12 protein-coding genes are annotated in these 16698 nt (G+C 62.7%); 5 read left to right on the forward strand and 7 right to left on the reverse strand.

All coding sequences use genetic code 11. The features are described 5' to 3' along the window. Positions 1–89: 89 nt before the first annotated feature. On the forward strand, positions 90–851 hold the full coding sequence (tam, locus tag HBJ59_RS30395) for a trans-aconitate 2-methyltransferase (protein ID WP_167665680.1): 762 nt from the start codon (positions 90–92) through the stop codon (positions 849–851). Positions 852–863: 12 nt separating this feature from the next. Here tam and HBJ59_RS30400 read toward each other — a convergent pair whose 3' ends face one another. Then, on the reverse strand, positions 864–1415 hold the full coding sequence (locus HBJ59_RS30400; RefSeq protein WP_076016462.1) for a cysteine hydrolase family protein: 552 nt from the start codon (positions 1413–1415) through the stop codon (positions 864–866). A 95-nt stretch (positions 1416–1510) separates the two neighbouring features. Between HBJ59_RS30400 and HBJ59_RS30405 the strand changes: the two genes are divergently transcribed. The 3 genes from HBJ59_RS30405 (at position 1511) to HBJ59_RS30415 (ending at position 4515) form a co-directional block, all read left to right on the forward strand. Then, positions 1511–2491 (forward strand): GlxA family transcriptional regulator, encoded by a 981-nt coding sequence (locus HBJ59_RS30405; RefSeq protein WP_167665681.1) that lies wholly within the window; start codon positions 1511–1513, stop codon positions 2489–2491. A 172-nt stretch (positions 2492–2663) separates the two neighbouring features. After that, positions 2664–3773 (forward strand): DUF3182 family protein, encoded by a 1110-nt coding sequence (locus HBJ59_RS30410; protein WP_167665682.1) that lies wholly within the window; start codon positions 2664–2666, stop codon positions 3771–3773. After that, complete coding sequence (locus HBJ59_RS30415; protein ID WP_003210032.1) at positions 3763–4515, forward strand: S9 family peptidase; 753 nt, start codon at positions 3763–3765, stop codon at positions 4513–4515. The genes HBJ59_RS30410 and HBJ59_RS30415 overlap by 11 nt, the downstream gene beginning before the upstream one ends. Here HBJ59_RS30415 and HBJ59_RS30420 read toward each other — a convergent pair. The 5 genes from HBJ59_RS30420 to HBJ59_RS30440 all read right to left on the reverse strand — a co-directional run bounded on the left by HBJ59_RS30420 (position 4502) and on the right by HBJ59_RS30440 (position 9870). Further along, positions 4502–5482: a lysylphosphatidylglycerol synthase domain-containing protein gene (locus HBJ59_RS30420; protein WP_167665683.1), complete on the reverse strand. Its 981-nt coding sequence runs from the start codon at positions 5480–5482 to the stop codon at positions 4502–4504. The two genes, HBJ59_RS30415 and HBJ59_RS30420, sit on opposite strands and share 14 nt — an antisense overlap. Next, entirely contained in the window at positions 5460–6758 is a 1299-nt protein-coding gene (gene clsB / locus HBJ59_RS30425; RefSeq protein WP_167665684.1) for a cardiolipin synthase ClsB, read from the reverse strand. The genes HBJ59_RS30420 and clsB overlap by 23 nt, the downstream gene beginning before the upstream one ends. Continuing rightward, on the reverse strand, positions 6755–7531 hold the full coding sequence (locus HBJ59_RS30430; RefSeq protein WP_167665685.1) for an endonuclease/exonuclease/phosphatase family protein: 777 nt from the start codon (positions 7529–7531) through the stop codon (positions 6755–6757). Before HBJ59_RS30430 ends, clsB begins: the two co-directional genes overlap by 4 nt. After that, a complete protein-coding gene (locus HBJ59_RS30435) occupies positions 7528–8454 on the reverse strand; it encodes a DUF72 domain-containing protein (RefSeq protein ID WP_167665686.1) in 927 nt (308 codons plus the stop codon). Before HBJ59_RS30435 ends, HBJ59_RS30430 begins: the two co-directional genes overlap by 4 nt. A gap of 213 nt (positions 8455–8667) precedes the next feature. After that, positions 8668–9870, reverse strand: coding sequence for an MFS transporter (locus HBJ59_RS30440; protein WP_167665687.1), 1203 nt, complete (start codon positions 9868–9870; stop codon positions 8668–8670). Between the two features lie 177 nt (positions 9871–10047). Between HBJ59_RS30440 and HBJ59_RS30445 the strand changes: the two genes are divergently transcribed. Continuing rightward, positions 10048–12162, forward strand: coding sequence for a mechanosensitive ion channel family protein (locus tag HBJ59_RS30445; RefSeq protein ID WP_167665688.1), 2115 nt, complete (start codon positions 10048–10050; stop codon positions 12160–12162). 131 nt (positions 12163–12293) lie between these two features. On the opposite strand, the gene HBJ59_RS30450 is transcribed toward HBJ59_RS30445, so the two are convergent. Further along, positions 12294–16574: a DEAD/DEAH box helicase gene (locus tag HBJ59_RS30450; RefSeq protein ID WP_167665689.1), complete on the reverse strand. Its 4281-nt coding sequence runs from the start codon at positions 16572–16574 to the stop codon at positions 12294–12296. Between the last annotated feature and the right edge of the window lie 124 nt (positions 16575–16698).

Raw genomic sequence — 16698 nt, forward strand, 5'->3', positions numbered from 1 at the left:
GGTATGGGAGATGCTCAATCCTGGCATTTGTTCTCATGGATCACAAGATTTAGGCTGTCGTCACTCCTCACAGAAGAAGGAACGCCGCAATGACCTGGTCAGCCAAGCAATACTCGATGTTCGAACAGCAGCGCACCCGTCCCGTCCGGGATCTGGTAGCGGCCATCCCTGAGGGTGACGTGCGCAGCGCCGTCGACCTGGGATGCGGCCCGGGCAATTCCACTGAGGTGTTGGCCGAGCGTTTTTCACAGGCATTGGTCACCGGCATGGACAGCTCCGATGACATGCTGGTCGACGCCCGTAAGCGCCTGCCCGCGTTGAATTTCGAATTGGCTGATATCGGCGCCTGGAACCCGGCGCTGAAATTCGACGTCATCCTTGCCAATGCATCGCTGCAATGGCTGCCCGACCATGCCACGCTGTATCCGCACCTGGTAAACCAGTTGACGCCAGGCGGCACCCTGGCGGTGCAGACGCCCGACAACCTCGATGAACCGGCCCACAAGCTGGCGCGGGAAGTGGCGGCGGACGGCCCATGGGCTGAAAAGATCGGCGCGGTGAAACACAACGAGCGCCATACCGCGAGCTACTACTTTGAGCTGTTGAGCAAACACTGCTCCACGGTAGATGTATGGCGCACCACTTACCACCATCCGCTGGCCGGTTCTGCTGCGGTGGTGGAGTGGTTCAAGGGGTCGGCGTTGCGCCCATTTCTGGCGCCCCTGACTGAATCAGAAAAGAGCGCCTTCCTCGATGAATACCTGGCGCGGATCACCAAGGCTTATCCAGCGTTGGCCGATGGCACGGTGTTGCTGCCATTCCCGCGCTTGTTCATCATTGCTACCCGGTAAGAGCGGGGGCGATCAATCGGCGGACAAGAACTGTTCCGCCGACACCACGCTCGCATAAGCAAACCCTAACGACGACATAAACGCCGCATGCACCTGGGCTGCCGGAACAGTGGTGCCATTGAATTCCAGGTCCCGCGTCGCGCAGGCATCGTGGATAACGGTCACACTGTAGCCCAGGTCCGACGCGGCGCGCACCACGCCGTCGATGCACATATGGCTCATGCTGCCCACCACCACCAGTTCGGTGATGCTGCGTTGTTCCAGCAGCGCCCGCAGGTTGGTTTCGCGGAACGCATTGACGAAATGCTTGAGCACCACCGGCTCGTCGGCCTGGTTCAATACTTTGGGGTGCAGATGCGCACCTTCCGAACCCGGGGTGAAGAAGGGTGCATCGTCGGAGGTGAATTCGTGACGTACATGAATCACCGCATCGCCGGCCTGGCGAAACGCCTGGAGCACTTGTTGTGCCTTGTCCGCCGCTGCGTCCACTCCGTCAAGCGGCCACTTGCCCTGGGGGAAGTAGTCGTTCTGGATATCGATTAGGATGAGTGCTTGCTTGGCCATGTTGGTTTCCTTGTGAGGGTTGATGCGTCCAGTATCCTGGCTGGCGCGGCGCCTGGGGATTGGCCGCACCGACAATAACAGAGGGAAAACTGACAATGGCGATCGTCGAGCTCGGCGTGCTGATCTACAGCGGTGCGCAAATGGCCGCCGTGCATGGCTTGACCGACCTCTTCGCGGTCGCCAACCGGATTGCGGCCGAGCATCAGTCCGAGCAACTGCCGTCTCTGCGCATCAGTCATTGGCAGGCCGAAAAAGGCCATGCGCCGACCCGTGTATTCGACAGCCAGCCCGGCTCCGGTCAGGCACTGACAGCCTTGCTGATTCCGCCCTCCATTGCCGGCTTTTCCGAGGGCCAGGCGTCCGCCGAATTGCTGGATTGGCTGCGCCAGCAACACCGCACCGGGACCATTCTGGGCGGGGTGTGCGTGGGATCGATCCTGATGGCGGAAAGCGGCCTGTTGGACGGGCGCAGCGCCACCACGCACTGGACGTCGGCCAAATCCTTCGCCGCCCGTTATCCGGCGATTCGCCTGGAAGCCGACAAACCCATCGTCGACGACGGCGACCTGATCACCACCGCCGGCCTCATGGCCTGGTCCGAACTGGGCCTGCGCCTGGTGGACCGTTTGCTCGGCCCGAGCATCGCTGCCAGCACTGCGCGTTTCCTGGTGATCGAACACAGCGACAGCGCCAGTGAATGCGGGAGTAACTTTGCGCCGATCCTCGCTCATGGCGACAGCGCGATTCTCAAGGTGCAGCATTGGCTGCAGGCCAGCGGTGCGGTGGATGTTTCGTTGGTCACTATGGCGCAGGAGGCGGGCCTTGAGGAACGCACGTTCTTGCGACGGTTTCGCGCCGCTACCGGCTTGAAACCCACCGAATACTGCCAACACTTGCGGGTCGGCAAGGCACGGCAGATGCTCGAATTTACCAACGGCACCATTGACCACATTGCCTGGACCGTGGGTTACCAGGACCCCGGTGCCTTCCGCGCCATCTTCAAGAAAATCACCGGACTGGCGCCAAGCGACTACCGCAACCGTTTTGGCGTGACACCCACCAAGACCCCAGCCTGAAATCGTGCAGAACGCCGCGACACCTTGAGCACTTCGTGCAGAATAAAGCAGGCCAAGTGCTATCGCTTTTCCCGCAACCGTTTGATTCCCCGGGCGTTTAAACAAACGCCGCCTTGGCTTGATCCCTGCTACCGTTTCCCTACACACATGGCAGCACAGCCAAGGGGGACGCATGACCCCGACAAATCGCAAAAAAATTGTGGTGGCGCATTCAATCCGTCCGCAAGCGCCCTTGCACGAGGTGGAAACCAACCGCGCCCTGGCCCGTTGGCTGGCGCACGTCCTCGGGCTCAAATATGGCGGCAGCTATAACCCTGAGCTGCACAGTGGGCGCGACCTCTATCTATTACCTACCCAGACGCTGGTTGGCGCGGCGCAGGCGCGGCAATTGGGTGTCAAAGGACCTGAGGATTTGTGGGGCGGCTATGTCGATCACGATTTCATCTGCACCAAGGCCATCAGCCACGGCTTGTTGAACAAAAACGCGGTTGCCCCCGAAGGTTGGTCGCCACTGTTCTCCGAGCGCATCCGCAACGTCGTGCTGGATGGCTTGAGCGTGCACTCCCTGGAAGATGCACGACCGGCAGCGACCCATTTGCTCTACACCGGCCCGATCCGCCTCAAGCCCGTTCATGCCTGCGCCGGTCGCGGCCAGGAAGTGATCCGCAGTCTGGATGAATTCGACGCCATTCTCGCGCGCCCCGACGCGGCGCAATTGTTCAGCGAAGGCGTGGTGCTGGAGCAGGACCTGAGTGACGTGGTCACCCACAGTGTGGGCCAAAGCTTTATCGGCGATCACGTCATCAGCTACTGCGGTGATCAATACCTGACCCGGGACGGGCAGGGCGAAGAGGTTTATGGTGGTTCTAACCTGTTGGTGGTCCAGGGCTACTACGAAGACCTGCTCAAGCTCGACCTGCCAGATGACGTGCGCCTGGCTATCGAACAGGCACAAGTCTTCGATAACGCGGCGGATGAGGCGTATCCCGGGTTCTATGCCTCGCGGCGCAATTACGACATCGCCCAGGGCCTGGACAACGACGGCCAGCGCCGCAGTGGCGTGCTCGAGCAATCCTGGCGCATGGGCGGGGCGAGCAGCGCGGAAGTCGCGGCGCTGCAAAGCTTCGTCAACAACCCCGGGCTGCGGGCAATTTACGTCTCGTCGGTAGAAACCTACGTCGACCAGCCGCTGCCCGCTGACGCGATCGAGGTGTACCGGGGCCCGGCAGAAAACAGCGACTTTCTTCTCAAGTACGTAACGGTCAAATCTTATGACGGCTAGAAGCGAAACCATTGCCATTGATATCGACGACGAACAGATGAGCGGGACCTTCCTCAGTCCCAAATCGAAAGTCCCGGGGGTGTTGTTTGTCCACGGCTGGGGCGGCAGCCAGGAGCGTGACTTGGAGCGCGCCAAAGGCATCGCCGGACTCGGTTGTGTATGCCTCACATTCGACCTTCGCGGCCACGCCGGCAACGGCATTCCGTTATCCCGCGTTACCCGGGAAGACAACCTGCGGGACCTGCTCGCAGCCTATGACCGCCTGCTGTCACACCCGGCCATCGACACCTCGGCGGTGGCGGTGGTCGGCACCAGCTACGGCGGTTATTTGGCCGCCATCCTTACCTCGCTGCGCCCCGTGCGCTGGCTGGCGCTGCGGGTGCCGGCGTTGTACCGCGACCAGGAATGGCTCAAGCCCAAGCGCGACCTCGACAAGGCCGACTTGATGGATTATCGCGGGACCTTTGTGCACGCCGAAACCAATCGCGCGCTGCATGCCTGTGCGGCGTTCACCGGTGATGTGCTGATCGTTGAATCCGAAACGGATGACCATGTGCCCCACGCCACCATCATGAGCTACCGCGCCGCCTGCCAGCAGACGCACTCGCTGACCCACCGGATTATCGACGGTGCGGACCACTCCCTGAGCGACCCGGTGTCCCAGCAGGCCTACACCTCGATCCTGGTGGACTGGATCACCGAGATGGTGGTGGGCGAACGCTTGAGCATCATCCAGTCGTAGGCGTCTTCTTCACCCGCAGCGCCTTGGCCTTGGCTTCCACCGCCAGGTACATCACCAAGGCGACCAGCAGCGGCAGGATGAAGTAGATCGCGCGGTAGGCGATCAACCCCGCGAGCAGGCTGCCGCGGGACGCTTCGTGCTGCAGCAAGGCAATGAACACTGCCTCCAGCACACCAAGCCCCGCCGGGATGTGTGTGACCACTCCGGCAATGCTGCTGATCAGCAACACCCCAAGCACTACCGGATAATCCAGTTGCTTGGGCAGCAGCGTGAAGATCACCGCCGCCATCAGCGACCAGTTCAGCGCACCGAGTGCCAGCTGCAGCACTGCCATGCGCAGCGACGGCAGGCTGATTTCAATCCCGCGCACCGACCATGCGCGCTTTTTCGACAAGCGACAGGCCAGCAGATAACCCAGGCTCACCAGTACCAGCAACACACCGACGCCTTGCAGCGCGCCGCTGCTAAGCTTCCACCCCGGCGGCAATGTCACCAGCCCGCTGCTGAATACCGCGCCGGCAATCGCCATGTAGCCAAACCAATTGGTGGCCAGGCTCAAGCCGAGAATTTTTGCGATATTCCCGCTGCTCACCCCCAGCCGTGAATACAACCGATAGCGCATGGCGATGCCTCCGACCCAGGCGCTCAGGTTGAGGTTGAAGGCGTAGCTGATGATGCCCACCGGCAGGATCTGCTTCCAGCGCAAAGGCTGGCGGATGTAGGTGCGGCCGATCAGGTCAAAGCACGAATACACCACGAAGCTGCACGCGGTCAGCGCGCCGGCGATGAGCAAGGTGCGCAGCTTGAAATTCCCCAAGGTGTCGAACACTTCGCTCCAGTCGATACGCCGGGCGAGCAGGGTGAACAACACAATCAACACCAGGAAAAACACCACCGTCAGCGGTTTTTTCCAGCGTTTAAAAAAGCCGGGTTGAGCGCTTTCTTCAGCGGTGCGAACTTGGGTCATGATCCGGGCGCTCCTCATGGACGAAGGGTTTCAACCTCGGCTTGTGTGCCGGCAGCCAGCCGGTCCACGATGGAAAATGCCGCAGCACATGGAACACTACGAAGCCCACGGTCACTCGCCAGAACCAGCCACGAGGCGTGCGGTTTTCCGGCATGGTCTTGCAGTGGTTCTGACTCAAATATTCCAGGCGCTCGAACAGTTGCTGATTGAAGCCACGATCACGAATCAGCACATTGGCCTCAAGGTTCAGCGACAGGCTCAGCGGGTCGAGATTGCTCGAACCCACCGTGCTCCATTGCTCATCCACCAACGCCACCTTGCCGTGCAGCGGGCGCTGGCAGTACTCGTGGATCACCACGCCTTCCTTGAGCAAATAGTCATAGAGCATGCGCGCGGCCAGTTTGGCCAGCAGCACATCCGGCTGGCCCTGCATGATCAATTGCACCTGCACGCCGCGCCGCGCGGCATTACGGATTTCCCGCAGCAGGCGGTAGCCGGGGAAGAAGTAAGCGTTGGCAATCACCACGCGCCGTTCGGCCTGGCGTAGGGCGTGCAGGTAGGCTTCTTCGATGTCGGAACGGTGTTGCAGGTTGTCCCGGTAAATCAGCCGCACCAACCCATCGCCGTCACCCGCGGCCCATGGCGATGGCCGTTGCTCACGCCGCCAGCCACGGCGTTTGCGCACGCGCCGGCCACTTTGGGCGAGGGCGAAATGATGCAGGTCGGCGACTGCCGGGCCATTGACCTGCACCGCATAATCCTGCTTGGCCTCGGGGCCGAAATCCCCCAGGTGATCCGCAGAAAAATTGATCCCGCCGATAAACGCCACGCTGGCATCTACCACCACAATCTTGCGGTGCAGGCGGCGAAACCAATTGGTGCGAAAGCCCAGTGTCTTGCTCGCCGGGTCGAACATCTGCACGGTCACGCCGGCCTGGCTCAATTCGCTGAGAAACCCCGGTGTCAGCTCGCCACAACCAAAGCCATCGAGGCTGGCGACGACCTTTACGCCACGCTGCGCCGCCTCGATCAAAATGCCTTTCAGCTCGTGGCCGACCTTGTCTTCAAACAAGATAAAGGTCTCCAGCAGGATCTCCCGCTGAGCCTGGCGCATCGCCTCGAACACCTTGGGAAAGTAGGCCTCGCCGTTCTCCAGCAATTCAATCTGGTTGCCGCTCTGCCAGCCATAATCCAGGTCCCGGGCGACGGCATCGTCCGGCGGTTGGTCGGTCGCGATATGTTCTACCGCGACCTTTTCCAGCGGTGCGCTGTTCATAACTCGATCTCCACCGACAGCGGCGCATGGTCCGACAAATGCGACCACGGGCGGCTGGTCAGGACTTGTGGCTGATGCACCTTGAGGTTGCGCACATAAATGCGGTCCAGCGGCAGCAGCGGCAGGCGAGCGGGGAACGTGCGGGCCGGCTTGCCGTGGGTTTCGATAAACACTTCCCGCAGCCCGCAGTGGGCGAGATCGGCCCGCTGGCGCCAGTCATTGAAGTCACCGGCGACAATCACCGGCGCGTCGGTGGGAATCTCGGCGATCCGCTGTGCGATCAGGCTCAGTTGCTGCTGGCGATGCACTTCCCGCAGGCCCAGGTGCACGCAAATGGCATGCACCTCCTGCACGTTGCCCGGCAAACGCAGCACGCAATGCAGCAGCCCGCGGCTTTCGTGGCCGCTCTGGGAAATGTCGAGGTTGTCGTAGCGGATGATCTGGAATTTCGACAGCAACGCGTTGCCGTGGTCGCCATGGGGATACACCGCATTGCGACCGTAGGCATATTGCGGCCAGATGCTGTCGGCGAGGAACTCGTACTGCGGCATGCTCGGCCAGTTGCTGTAGCGCTGGGGATGGCGCTCGTGGGTGCCGTGGATTTCCTGGAGGAACACCACGTCGGCGGCCACACTGCGAATCGCCTCCCGCAGCTCGGGCAAGATGAAGCGCCGGTTGAGCGCGGTGAAGCCCTTGTGGGTATTGACCGTCAGCACCCTGAAGCGGGTGATGGTTTCGGTGGGCGTGGTCGGCATCAGCTCCGGATGGGTCATGGCAACACTCCCGCGTCCGGCAACGTGCCGGGTTCGGTGGCCAATGCCTGGTCCAGGCCAAAACGCTGGAGCAATTGGCGCGCGTCGAAGGGCGCGCGCACCTTGATGTCGTTATCGAAATAGCAAAACACCTCGCGTTGCTTGCGGGCGCGGGGTTTGTGTTTCGGGTCGATCAACTGTGCATCGGTGGGCTGTTTGCCGTGGCTCCAGCGTTCGATGCGATCTCCCCAGCGCTTGAGCGCTTCGGGTGTATAGCCGCTGGCATACAACTCTTTGTCCCCATGCAGGCGCAGGTAGACGAAGTTCGCCGTGACGTCCTCAAGATAGGGCCACTTGCCGGCCGTGTCCGCCACCACCAGAGCCACGCCATACTTGTCGAGCATTTCGACAAACTCCGGCACGGCAAAACTCTTATGGCGAATCTCCACTGCATGTCGCAGCGGCTTTTTACCGTGGGCCTGCATGCTCGCCTTGCCGTTCAAACGCGGCTCATGCTCGCGGGCGAGGGCGGCGGCCTGCTGGGTAGTGGCGGGTAATTCGGCGAGGAAGGCTTCAAACAATGGCGGGTCGAATTTGAAACTGGGTGGGAACTGCCAGAGGATCGGCCCGAGTTTTTCCTTGAGTTCCAGTACACCGGAGGCGAAGAAATTCGCCATCGGCTTGTGTGCCTCCCGCAACCGCAGGATATGCGTGATGTAGCGCGGCGCCTTGACGCTGAACATGAAGCCTTCAGGCGTGTCGCCATACCACTCGGCATAGCGCTTGGGGGTTTGCAGCGCGTAGAACGAGCCGTTGATCTCGATGCTGTTGACCGCCCGTGAGGCAAACTGCAGCTCGCGCTTCTGGGTCAGGCCCTCGGGGTAGAAATCCCCCCGCCAGGGCGTGTAGCGCCAGCCGGAAATGCCGATATGAATCGCGGCCATGATGACTCCCGTGGGTTAACTGTGTGGTGACCTCCGTTTTAGGGTGACTGTGATGATCGGGAGAAAGTTTCGACGGTCCTACAGACGGCACTTATCAAAATGTGGGAGCGGGCTTGCTCGCGAAGACGGTGGGTCAGTCGATATCTCTGTTGACTGACACACCGCTTTCGCGAGCAAGCCCGCTCCCACATTGGGTTCTTTATCGCTGCGGGATCAGTGCCCGCCAACCACTCGGTTTGAGCTCTCGGCATACACCGGCCCCAACCGGTCAAGGCGACCACTCCAGGCGGTCAGCGCCAAAGCCACTAACACCACCGAACCGCCAATCCACGCGGTGTGGATCAAGCCCATGTGGGCGACGATCAAACCACCGGCCCACGCACCACCGGCAATCCCCAGGTTAAACGCCGCGATGTTCAGCCCCGAGGCCACGTCCACCGCATTTGGCGTGTGATGTTCCGCCTGGCGCACCACATACACCTGCAAGCCCGGCACGTTGCCGAAAGCCACCGCGCCCCACACCAGCACAGTGGCCAGGGCCAGCCATGGGTTGCTTGCGGTCATCGTCAATACAAACAACACAGCAGCGAGCAGGGCAAAGATGATTTTCAGGGCGCTGATCGGGCCGCGTTTGTCCGCCAGTTTGCCGCCCCAGATGTTACCGACGGCCACCGAGATACCGTACACCAGCAGCACCAGGCTGACGGTACCGGCGCTGAACCCGGAGATGTCCTGAAGGATCGGCGCCAGGTAGGTGAACGCGATGAACGAGCCGCCGTAACCCACCGCCGTCATGGCGTACACCAGCAGCAGCCGTGGTTGTTTCAACACTTGCAGTTGCTGCAACAGCGACGCGGGTTTGCTGTGGGCGATGTTTTTCGGCACGTAGAGCAGGCTGCCGATAAACGCGATCAGACCCAGGGCCGAGACGGCGAGGAAGGTTTCACGCCAGCCGAAGTGCTGGCCGATAAATGTCCCCAGCGGTACACCGGTCACCAACGCGACGGTCAGGCCGGTAAACATGATGGCAATCGCACTGGCGGCTTTTTCCTTGGGCACCAGGCTGGTGGCGATGGTCGAGCCAATCGAGAAGAACACCCCGTGGGCCAGGCCGGTGACGATCCGCGCCAGTACCAGGGATTCATAGCTCGGCGCTTGCCAGGCCAGCAAGTTGCCGAGGGTGAACAGCACCATCAGCGACAACAGCAGCAATTTGCGCGGCACTTTGCCGGTCAGGGCGGTGAGCACCGGCGCGCCGATGGCCACGCCCAGGGCGTAGAGGCTGACCAGCAGGCCGGCGGACGGCAGGCTGACGCCAAGGTCGGCGCCGATGGTGGGTAACAGGCCAACGATGACGAACTCGGTCGTCCCGATGGCAAAAGCGCTGAGGGTCAGCGCGAGCAAGGCAATGGGCATGGCTGCAACTCCGGTGGGTTTCAATCAGGAGCGCAGTCTCGGGTTTTGGCTTGTGCGGAAAAAGACAGGTATTGGCATTTGATATTTGCCTGGAACGCACGGATCGACGTGCTGGGGGAACGATCCGGCCCCAAACCCGTCAGTTCCTTACAGACCCCTCTGAAGGAGCCCGGTGTTTTGTTGAATTTCAAGACTGTGCTACTGCTCGGCACGCTGCTGTTTTGCGGCAGTGGCGCGCTGCAAGCGGCCACCGCCCCCGCGGCTCCAGCGCCTGCCGCCCCGGCCACGCCAGAACTGTTGGTGGAAGGTGGCCTGCTCGGCGCCATCAGTTCCAGCATCGATAATGTGCAGGACAAACTCGACCTCAACCAGAACCTGGTCGACGCCTGGCGCCTGCGGGCCGATCGGGCGGCGGATGAAGTGGACAAGCTGGTCAACCAGCCGTCCGAGCGCTCCTCATGGAGCGTGGCCGGGGATTTCCTGTTGTTGTCCGGGGTGTGGATCGGCGCCTTCGCCGTGCTGACCCTGCTCGGGCGGGTTATCGTCAAGCGCCTGAGCCTGCAGCGACATATCGCACCGCGCCAGCGCCTTCAGGCGTTGCTCGGCTACTTGATTCCCTACACGATTCCGGCCTTGATCTGTTTGCCACTGACGCTTTACGTCAGCCATTTCCTGCCCACGTCAGTGGGCCGTGCGCTGGCACTGTGTTTTGCCTACGCCACCAGCAGCGGTATTTTTTCCACCTCGATGCTGCTGTGCGTGATCGTCATGTTCAACGTCGGCCACAAGCGCCCGGCGGTGCAGATTATTCGTGACTACTGCCCCAAGCCGCTGTTCCTGATCGGCTTCCTTGCGGCCCTTAGCGATGCGCTGACCAGCCCGCAGATCGCCCGCCAATTGGGCGGCAATATCACCGCCAGCGTGGCGATTTTCACCGGGCTGTTTGCCTCGGTGATTTTCGGCATGCTGGTGATTCGCCTGCGTCGTCCGGTGGCGCATTTGATCCGCAACCGGCCCCTGGCCCAGCGCTTGAAACACCCGGCGGTGCAGCAAACCCTGCGAGTGTTTTCCGGACTGTGGTATTGGCCGATTCTGTTGATGGTGCTGGTGTCGGCGATCAACCTGATCGGCGCCGGCGACGACAGCCAGAAAGCCCTGCGCTGTGCGCTGTTCACCACGATCCTGCTGATCGGCACGGTGTTCCTCAGCACGGTGTTGCAGCACCTGTTCCAGTCCCGCAGCACGGTGGCGGTCCAGCGCAGCAGTGCCTACAAGGAGCGTTTCCTCAGCCTGCTGCACGCGCTGTTGCGCATCGTGATGGCCATCGCCTTTATCGAAATCCTCGGTCGTATCTGGGGCGTTTCGCTGTTTGAGTTTGCCCAGCGCAATTCCGTGGGCCGGGCCATCAGTGATTCCCTGAGCAGCATCGGGTTGATCCTGCTGGTGACCTGGCTGTTCTGGGTGGTGCTCGACACCGCAATCCAAGAAGCGCTGAAACCACCGGTCAACAAACGCTCCAGCCGCCAGCCCAGCACGCGCGTGAAAACCATCCTGCCGCTGCTGCGCAACGCGGTGAAAATCATCCTGGTGGTGATCTGCGCGATCACCACCATGGCGAACCTGGGGATCAATGTCGCACCGCTGCTGGCGGGTGCCGGGGTGGTGGGTTTGGCCATTGGTTTTGGCTCCCAGCAACTGGTGCAGGATGTGATCACCGGGCTGTTCATCATCATCGAAGACACGCTGTCGATCGGCGACTGGGTGGTGCTCGACTCCGGCCACGCCGGTACCGTCGAGGGGCTGACCATCCGCACCCTGCGCCTGCGGGACGGCAAGGGGTTTGTGCATTCGGTGCCGTTCGGGCAGATCAAGGCCGTCACCAACCAGTCGCGGCAATTCGCCTACGCGTTCTTCTCGGTGCAGTTCACCTACGACACCGACGTTGACAAGGCCGTGGAGTTGATCCGCGAGGCGGGGCAGTCGATCCGCGACGACGTGTTCCTCAAATACAACCTGCAAGGGCCGCTGGAGATATTTGGCGTCGACAAGATGGACCTCAACGGCGTGGTGCTGACGGCGCAATTCCGTACGGTGTCGGGCGGGCAATATGCGGTGAGTCGCGCGTTTAACCAGCGGTTGAAAAAGCTTGTGGATAACTGCGCGTTCGTTCACTTCGCGCAAACTTATCCACAGCAGGTGATGGTGCCGCAGCGGGTCGGGCAGCAGGTGGATGAGCAGGGAGAGGAAGTGCCTTCGTCGGTGGTGCTGACGGAGCAGCCAAGAACCCAATAGGTTTGGGGTGGGGCTACAGGCCTCTTCGCGAGCAAGCCCGCTCCCACATTCGACCGCATTCCAAGGGTGGAACCGGATCGAATGTGGGAGCGGGCTTGCTCGCGAAGGCGTCATGACGGGCGCTACACCAGTCAGCGCCTGATCAGCTTCTCCCGCACCAACCCTGCCGCCTGCGCATCCAACTCCAGCAACACCTGCTGTTTGCCAGCAATCTCCACCGCCGCCGGCAATCCATCCCGATACACCAGCCGATTACCGCTCAACGCCGGCACCTTGCTACCCGGCAGCATCGTGCCCACCAGGTTCAGCGGGTCCGCGCCGCATACCGCAATCAAGCTGCCATCGTGAGGCCGCCGCCGAACTTCCCGCAGCAAGGGAATCGCTTCCGGCAACGCAAACTGTTCCCCCGCCAAACCACTCACAAACCGCCCACCACGAATCTCGCCCCGGGCTTCCAGCCGGTGGAAGGTGCGCAGCAATTCCCGCCAACTGGGCAGCCAGTCCGCCTCGCGCTCCAGCAGGCGCCAGAACACCACGCCGTATCGCCGCAGTAAGGTCATCGCCACATGCTCCAGCGTCTCGGCCGAGTGAGCCCCCGGACGTGTGCCATCCGCCACCGGCGCGCGCCGTACCAGGGCCCAACGTCCGGCATCGTCCATCCCGCCGACAAACGCGCCACGCCCGCGCCGACTGCTGCGGGCCTGGCGTTTGCTCGCGGGCGTGGTCAGGGCGCGCAGGCCGGCGAAGCTGTCGGCGTTCGCCAGCCCCGCGCCCACCAATTCCTGCAAGGCGGTTTCCAGTTCGCTGCGCAGCAGATGCGCTTCGTGGATCAATTCATCGAAAAACAGCGCGCCGTTTTCCCGCAGTGCCTGATGGACTTTCTGTGCCTTGGGCGACAGCTCGGCGCTGTCGGGCGCGTCGGTCAATCCACTCCACAAAGGCACCTGGCTGCGGGGCAACAGCACCACCGGCGTGCTACGCAAGGCCGTCGCGCCAGCCTTGTTGCTCAGGCGTGTCCACACCACCTTGCCGCTGCGGCACAAATCGTCCAGCCAGTGGGGCGCGTAATCCTTGATCCGCGCACTGAGCAAATCGCTGTCCCAAGCCGATGTTGCTGCGGCATACCCTTCGAACTGCGCGACGATCTGTGGCAACACCGCGCTGCCCTGGCCCCGGGTGCCGTCCGACAGGTGCTGCCAGTCGAACAGAAACCGCATGAAATCCTGCAACGCCACCGGCTCGATTTCCCGGCGCAGGCGCTTGACCGTGTAGCGGTGAATACGCGCCAGCAGGTGGCGTTCGCACCATTGTTCGTCGCTGGCGCCGGGGCTGAAACGGCCGCGCAGTACGTAGCCTTCGCTTTCCAGCCGTGCGAGGGCCTGCGACACGTCGGCTACCGGCAAGGCCAGGGGCGCGGCGATCTCGATCAACGTCAACGGGCCGAAGCCACTCAGGCGCGCCCGCAGCAGCTCGACCAGCGCTTCGTCGAAGGTCCAGGGTTCATCGAAACCGCGCAGCAGCGGCAGGTCATTCGGGTAAATCGCCTTTAAGCAACTCAAACGCTCCACCGCCACCCACACGGCTTGCCCGGCATGGATCTGCAAATGGTTGGCGCGCCCACTCTTGGCCAGGGCGTGCAGCCATTCGGCCCACTGCGGCGTGACCTCGGATTCGGCGATGCACGCCAAACTCATCAACGCTTCATGCATCTCATCCAGGCCATTAGGTGCCGGCCAGGCTTCCTCGCACACACCGGCAATGGCCTCGGCGTCCAGCGCGCCGAGGTCGTCGGTGCTTTGCGGGTCGCTCCAGCGGCGGTTGAGCACGGCCTGGGTGCGGCGCTCTTCAAGGGGGGCGTCATCGAGAAAGGTGTAGGGGCGCGCGCTGAGAATCTCCGCCGCCAAGGGTGACGGCGCCGGCAGGTCGCGGCTGATCAGGCGGATCTCACCGCGCTCCATCCGCCGCAGCAGGGCCAGCCAGCCTTCGCTGTCCATGGCTTCGTGCAGGCAGTCGTCGAGGGTTTGCTCCACCAGCGGATGCTCAGGCACTTCCCGCTCGCCGGCGAGGTTTTCCAGGCAGGCGATCTGGTCCGGGAACACACTGGCGATCAGGTCTTCACTCTTCATGCGCTGGATCTGCGGCGCCACCTTGCGCCCGCCGGTATAACGCGGCAATGCCAAGGCCACCCCGGCATTCCAGCGCCAGCGCACGCCGAACAGCGGTGCATCCAGCACCGCCTGAATCAGGATGTGCTCGGCGGTGTTGCTGTTCAGGTAGCGCCACACCTCATCCAGCTCAAAGCTGTGACTGGTGGACAGCGACAACACGATCGCATCCTCGCTGGCGGCGGCTTGCAGTTCGAAGTTGAAGGTGCGGCAAAACCGCTTGCGCAATGCCAGGCCCCAGGCGCGGTTGATGCGACTGCCGAACGGCGTGTGGATGATCAATTGGGTGCCGCCGGACTCGTCAAAAAACCGCTCCATGATCAACGTGTCCTGGGACGGCAGCGCGCTCAACGCCAGCCGCGCCCGCGCCAGGTAATCCACCAGTTGTTCGGCGCTGGCCAGGTTCAAACCGAGGGTGCCGGTGAGCCAGTCGAGCGCCGGTTGCAGGTTGCCCGGCATGGCGGCCAGCAATTCGTCCAGTTGCCCATGCAAGCGCGCCACGGCAAACGACAACTCGGCACTGCGCCCCGGTGCTTCGCCGAGCCAGAACGGAATGGTCGGCGGCTGGCCGTGGGCATCCTCGACCCGCACCTTGCCGGCTTCTACCCGCAGGATGCGGTAGGACGTATTGCCCAACTGGAAGATATCCCCGGCGATGCTTTCCACCGCGAAGTCTTCGTTGACGCTGCCGATGTTCAGGCTTTGCGGCTCCAGCAGCACGCTGTAGTCGGCGTTGTCGGGGATGGTGCCGCCGCTGGTCACGGCGGTGAGCTTGGCGCCACGCCGGCCGCGCAGGGTTCGGGTGATGGCGTCGCGGTGCAGGTAGGCGCTGCGGATGCCTTGGCGGCCGTTATAGCCCTCGGCGAGCATCTGCAGCAGTGCTTGATAGTGACGTTCATCCAGCTCGGCGTAGGGCGAGGCGCGGTGGATCAGCGTGAGCAGGGCCTGTTCCTGCCATTCCTGGCAGCTGACTTCGGCGATGATCTGCTGGGCCAGCACATCCAGCGGCGCGACCGGGATCAGCAAGGTGTCCAACTCGCCCCGGCGCACGCAGTCGAGGAGGGCGGCGCATTCGATCAGGTCGTCACGGGTGGTGGCGAACAACCGGCCCTTGGGCGTGCCGCCAACCTGATGCCCGGAGCGTCCGACCCGTTGCAGAAAACCGTTGATCGAGCCGGGCGAGCCGATCTGGCACACCAAATCAACATCGCCAATATCAATCCCCAGCTCCAGAGAGGCGGTGGCGATCAACACTTGCAGCTCGCCGGCCTTGAGCCGTTGTTCGGCGTCCAGGCGCAGTTCCTTGGCGAGGCTGCCGTGGTGGGCGGCGACGGCGGTTTTGCCGAGGCGCTCGCTCAAGTGCCGCGCCAGGCGTTCGGCCAAGCGCCGGGTGTTGACGAAAATCAGCGTGGTGCGGTGTTGTTTGGCCAGTTCGGCGAGGCGGTCGTAGACCAGATCCCACACGTCGTTGGCCATGACCGCCGACAGCGGCACCGGCGGTACTTCGATATCCAGGTCCCGTGGGCGCGCGTGGCCGATGTCGACGATCTCGCAGGGCCGGCCGGTGCCCACCAGAAAGCGCGATACGGCCTCGATGGGCTTTTGCGTGGCGGACAGGCCGATGCGGGTCAGCGATTCGCTGCACAAACCCTGCAGGCGCTCCAGTGTCAGGGCCAGGTGACTGCCGCGCTTGCTGGCGGCGATGGCGTGGATTTCGTCGACGATCACCGTGCGGATGCTGGCGAGCATCTGCCGGCCGGAATCCGAGCCCAGCAGCACGTAGAGCGATTCCGGGGTGGTGACCAGGATATGTGGCGGGTGCTTGCGCATCAGGGCGCGGTCTTTCTGCGGGGTGTCGCCGGTACGCACGGCGGTGCGGATCGCCAGCGGCGGCAGGCCCAGTCGTTGCAAGTGGTCGGTGATGCCGGCCAGCGGGTTTTGCAGGTTGATCTGGATATCGTTGGACAATGCCTTGAGCGGCGAGACGTAGACCACCAGCGTCTGGTCTGGCAGTTGGCCGCCATTGGCCAGGCCTTGGTGCACAAGGTCGTCCAGCACGGCGAGAAACGCGGTCAGGGTCTTGCCCGAGCCGGTGGGCGCGGCAATCAGCGTCGAGCGGCGCTGACGGATCAGCGGCCACGCCTGGGCCTGGGCGGTGGTCACCGACGGGAATGTACTGCGGAACCAGGCGCTGACGGCGGGGTGGAAACCGTTCAAGACCGTGTCCGTTGATTCAGGAAGGTTCATACCCCAATTTATGCGGCCAGCCCCGGCAACTTGCAACCCCGGCACGTATTCCTGTGGCGAGGGAGCTTGTTGTGTGAGGGAGCTTGTTGTGGCGAGGGAGCTTGCTCCCGCTGGGCTGCGTAGC

Origin of the sequence: Pseudomonas sp. AN3A02 (genome assembly GCF_011765255.1) — a bacterium.
GTDB lineage: Bacteria > Pseudomonadota > Gammaproteobacteria > Pseudomonadales > Pseudomonadaceae > Aquipseudomonas.

What these genes read in the sequence shown, in the direction of transcription:
- tam (WP_167665680.1), top strand. Translation starts at nt 90, where the DNA reads ATGACCTGGTCAGCCAAGCAATACTCGATGTTCGAACAGCAGCGCACC.
- HBJ59_RS30400 (WP_076016462.1), bottom strand. Translation starts at nt 1,415, where the DNA reads ATGGCCAAGCAAGCACTCATCCTAATCGATATCCAGAACGACTACTTC.
- HBJ59_RS30405 (WP_167665681.1), top strand. Translation starts at nt 1,511, where the DNA reads ATGGCGATCGTCGAGCTCGGCGTGCTGATCTACAGCGGTGCGCAAATG.
- HBJ59_RS30410 (WP_167665682.1), top strand. Translation starts at nt 2,664, where the DNA reads ATGACCCCGACAAATCGCAAAAAAATTGTGGTGGCGCATTCAATCCGT.
- HBJ59_RS30415 (WP_003210032.1), top strand. Translation starts at nt 3,763, where the DNA reads ATGACGGCTAGAAGCGAAACCATTGCCATTGATATCGACGACGAACAG.
- HBJ59_RS30420 (WP_167665683.1), bottom strand. Translation starts at nt 5,482, where the DNA reads ATGACCCAAGTTCGCACCGCTGAAGAAAGCGCTCAACCCGGCTTTTTT.
- clsB (WP_167665684.1), bottom strand. Translation starts at nt 6,758, where the DNA reads ATGAACAGCGCACCGCTGGAAAAGGTCGCGGTAGAACATATCGCGACC.
- HBJ59_RS30430 (WP_167665685.1), bottom strand. Translation starts at nt 7,531, where the DNA reads ATGACCCATCCGGAGCTGATGCCGACCACGCCCACCGAAACCATCACC.
- HBJ59_RS30435 (WP_167665686.1), bottom strand. Translation starts at nt 8,454, where the DNA reads ATGGCCGCGATTCATATCGGCATTTCCGGCTGGCGCTACACGCCCTGG.
- HBJ59_RS30440 (WP_167665687.1), bottom strand. Translation starts at nt 9,870, where the DNA reads ATGCCCATTGCCTTGCTCGCGCTGACCCTCAGCGCTTTTGCCATCGGG.
- HBJ59_RS30450 (WP_167665689.1), bottom strand. Translation starts at nt 16,574, where the DNA reads ATGAACCTTCCTGAATCAACGGACACGGTCTTGAACGGTTTCCACCCC.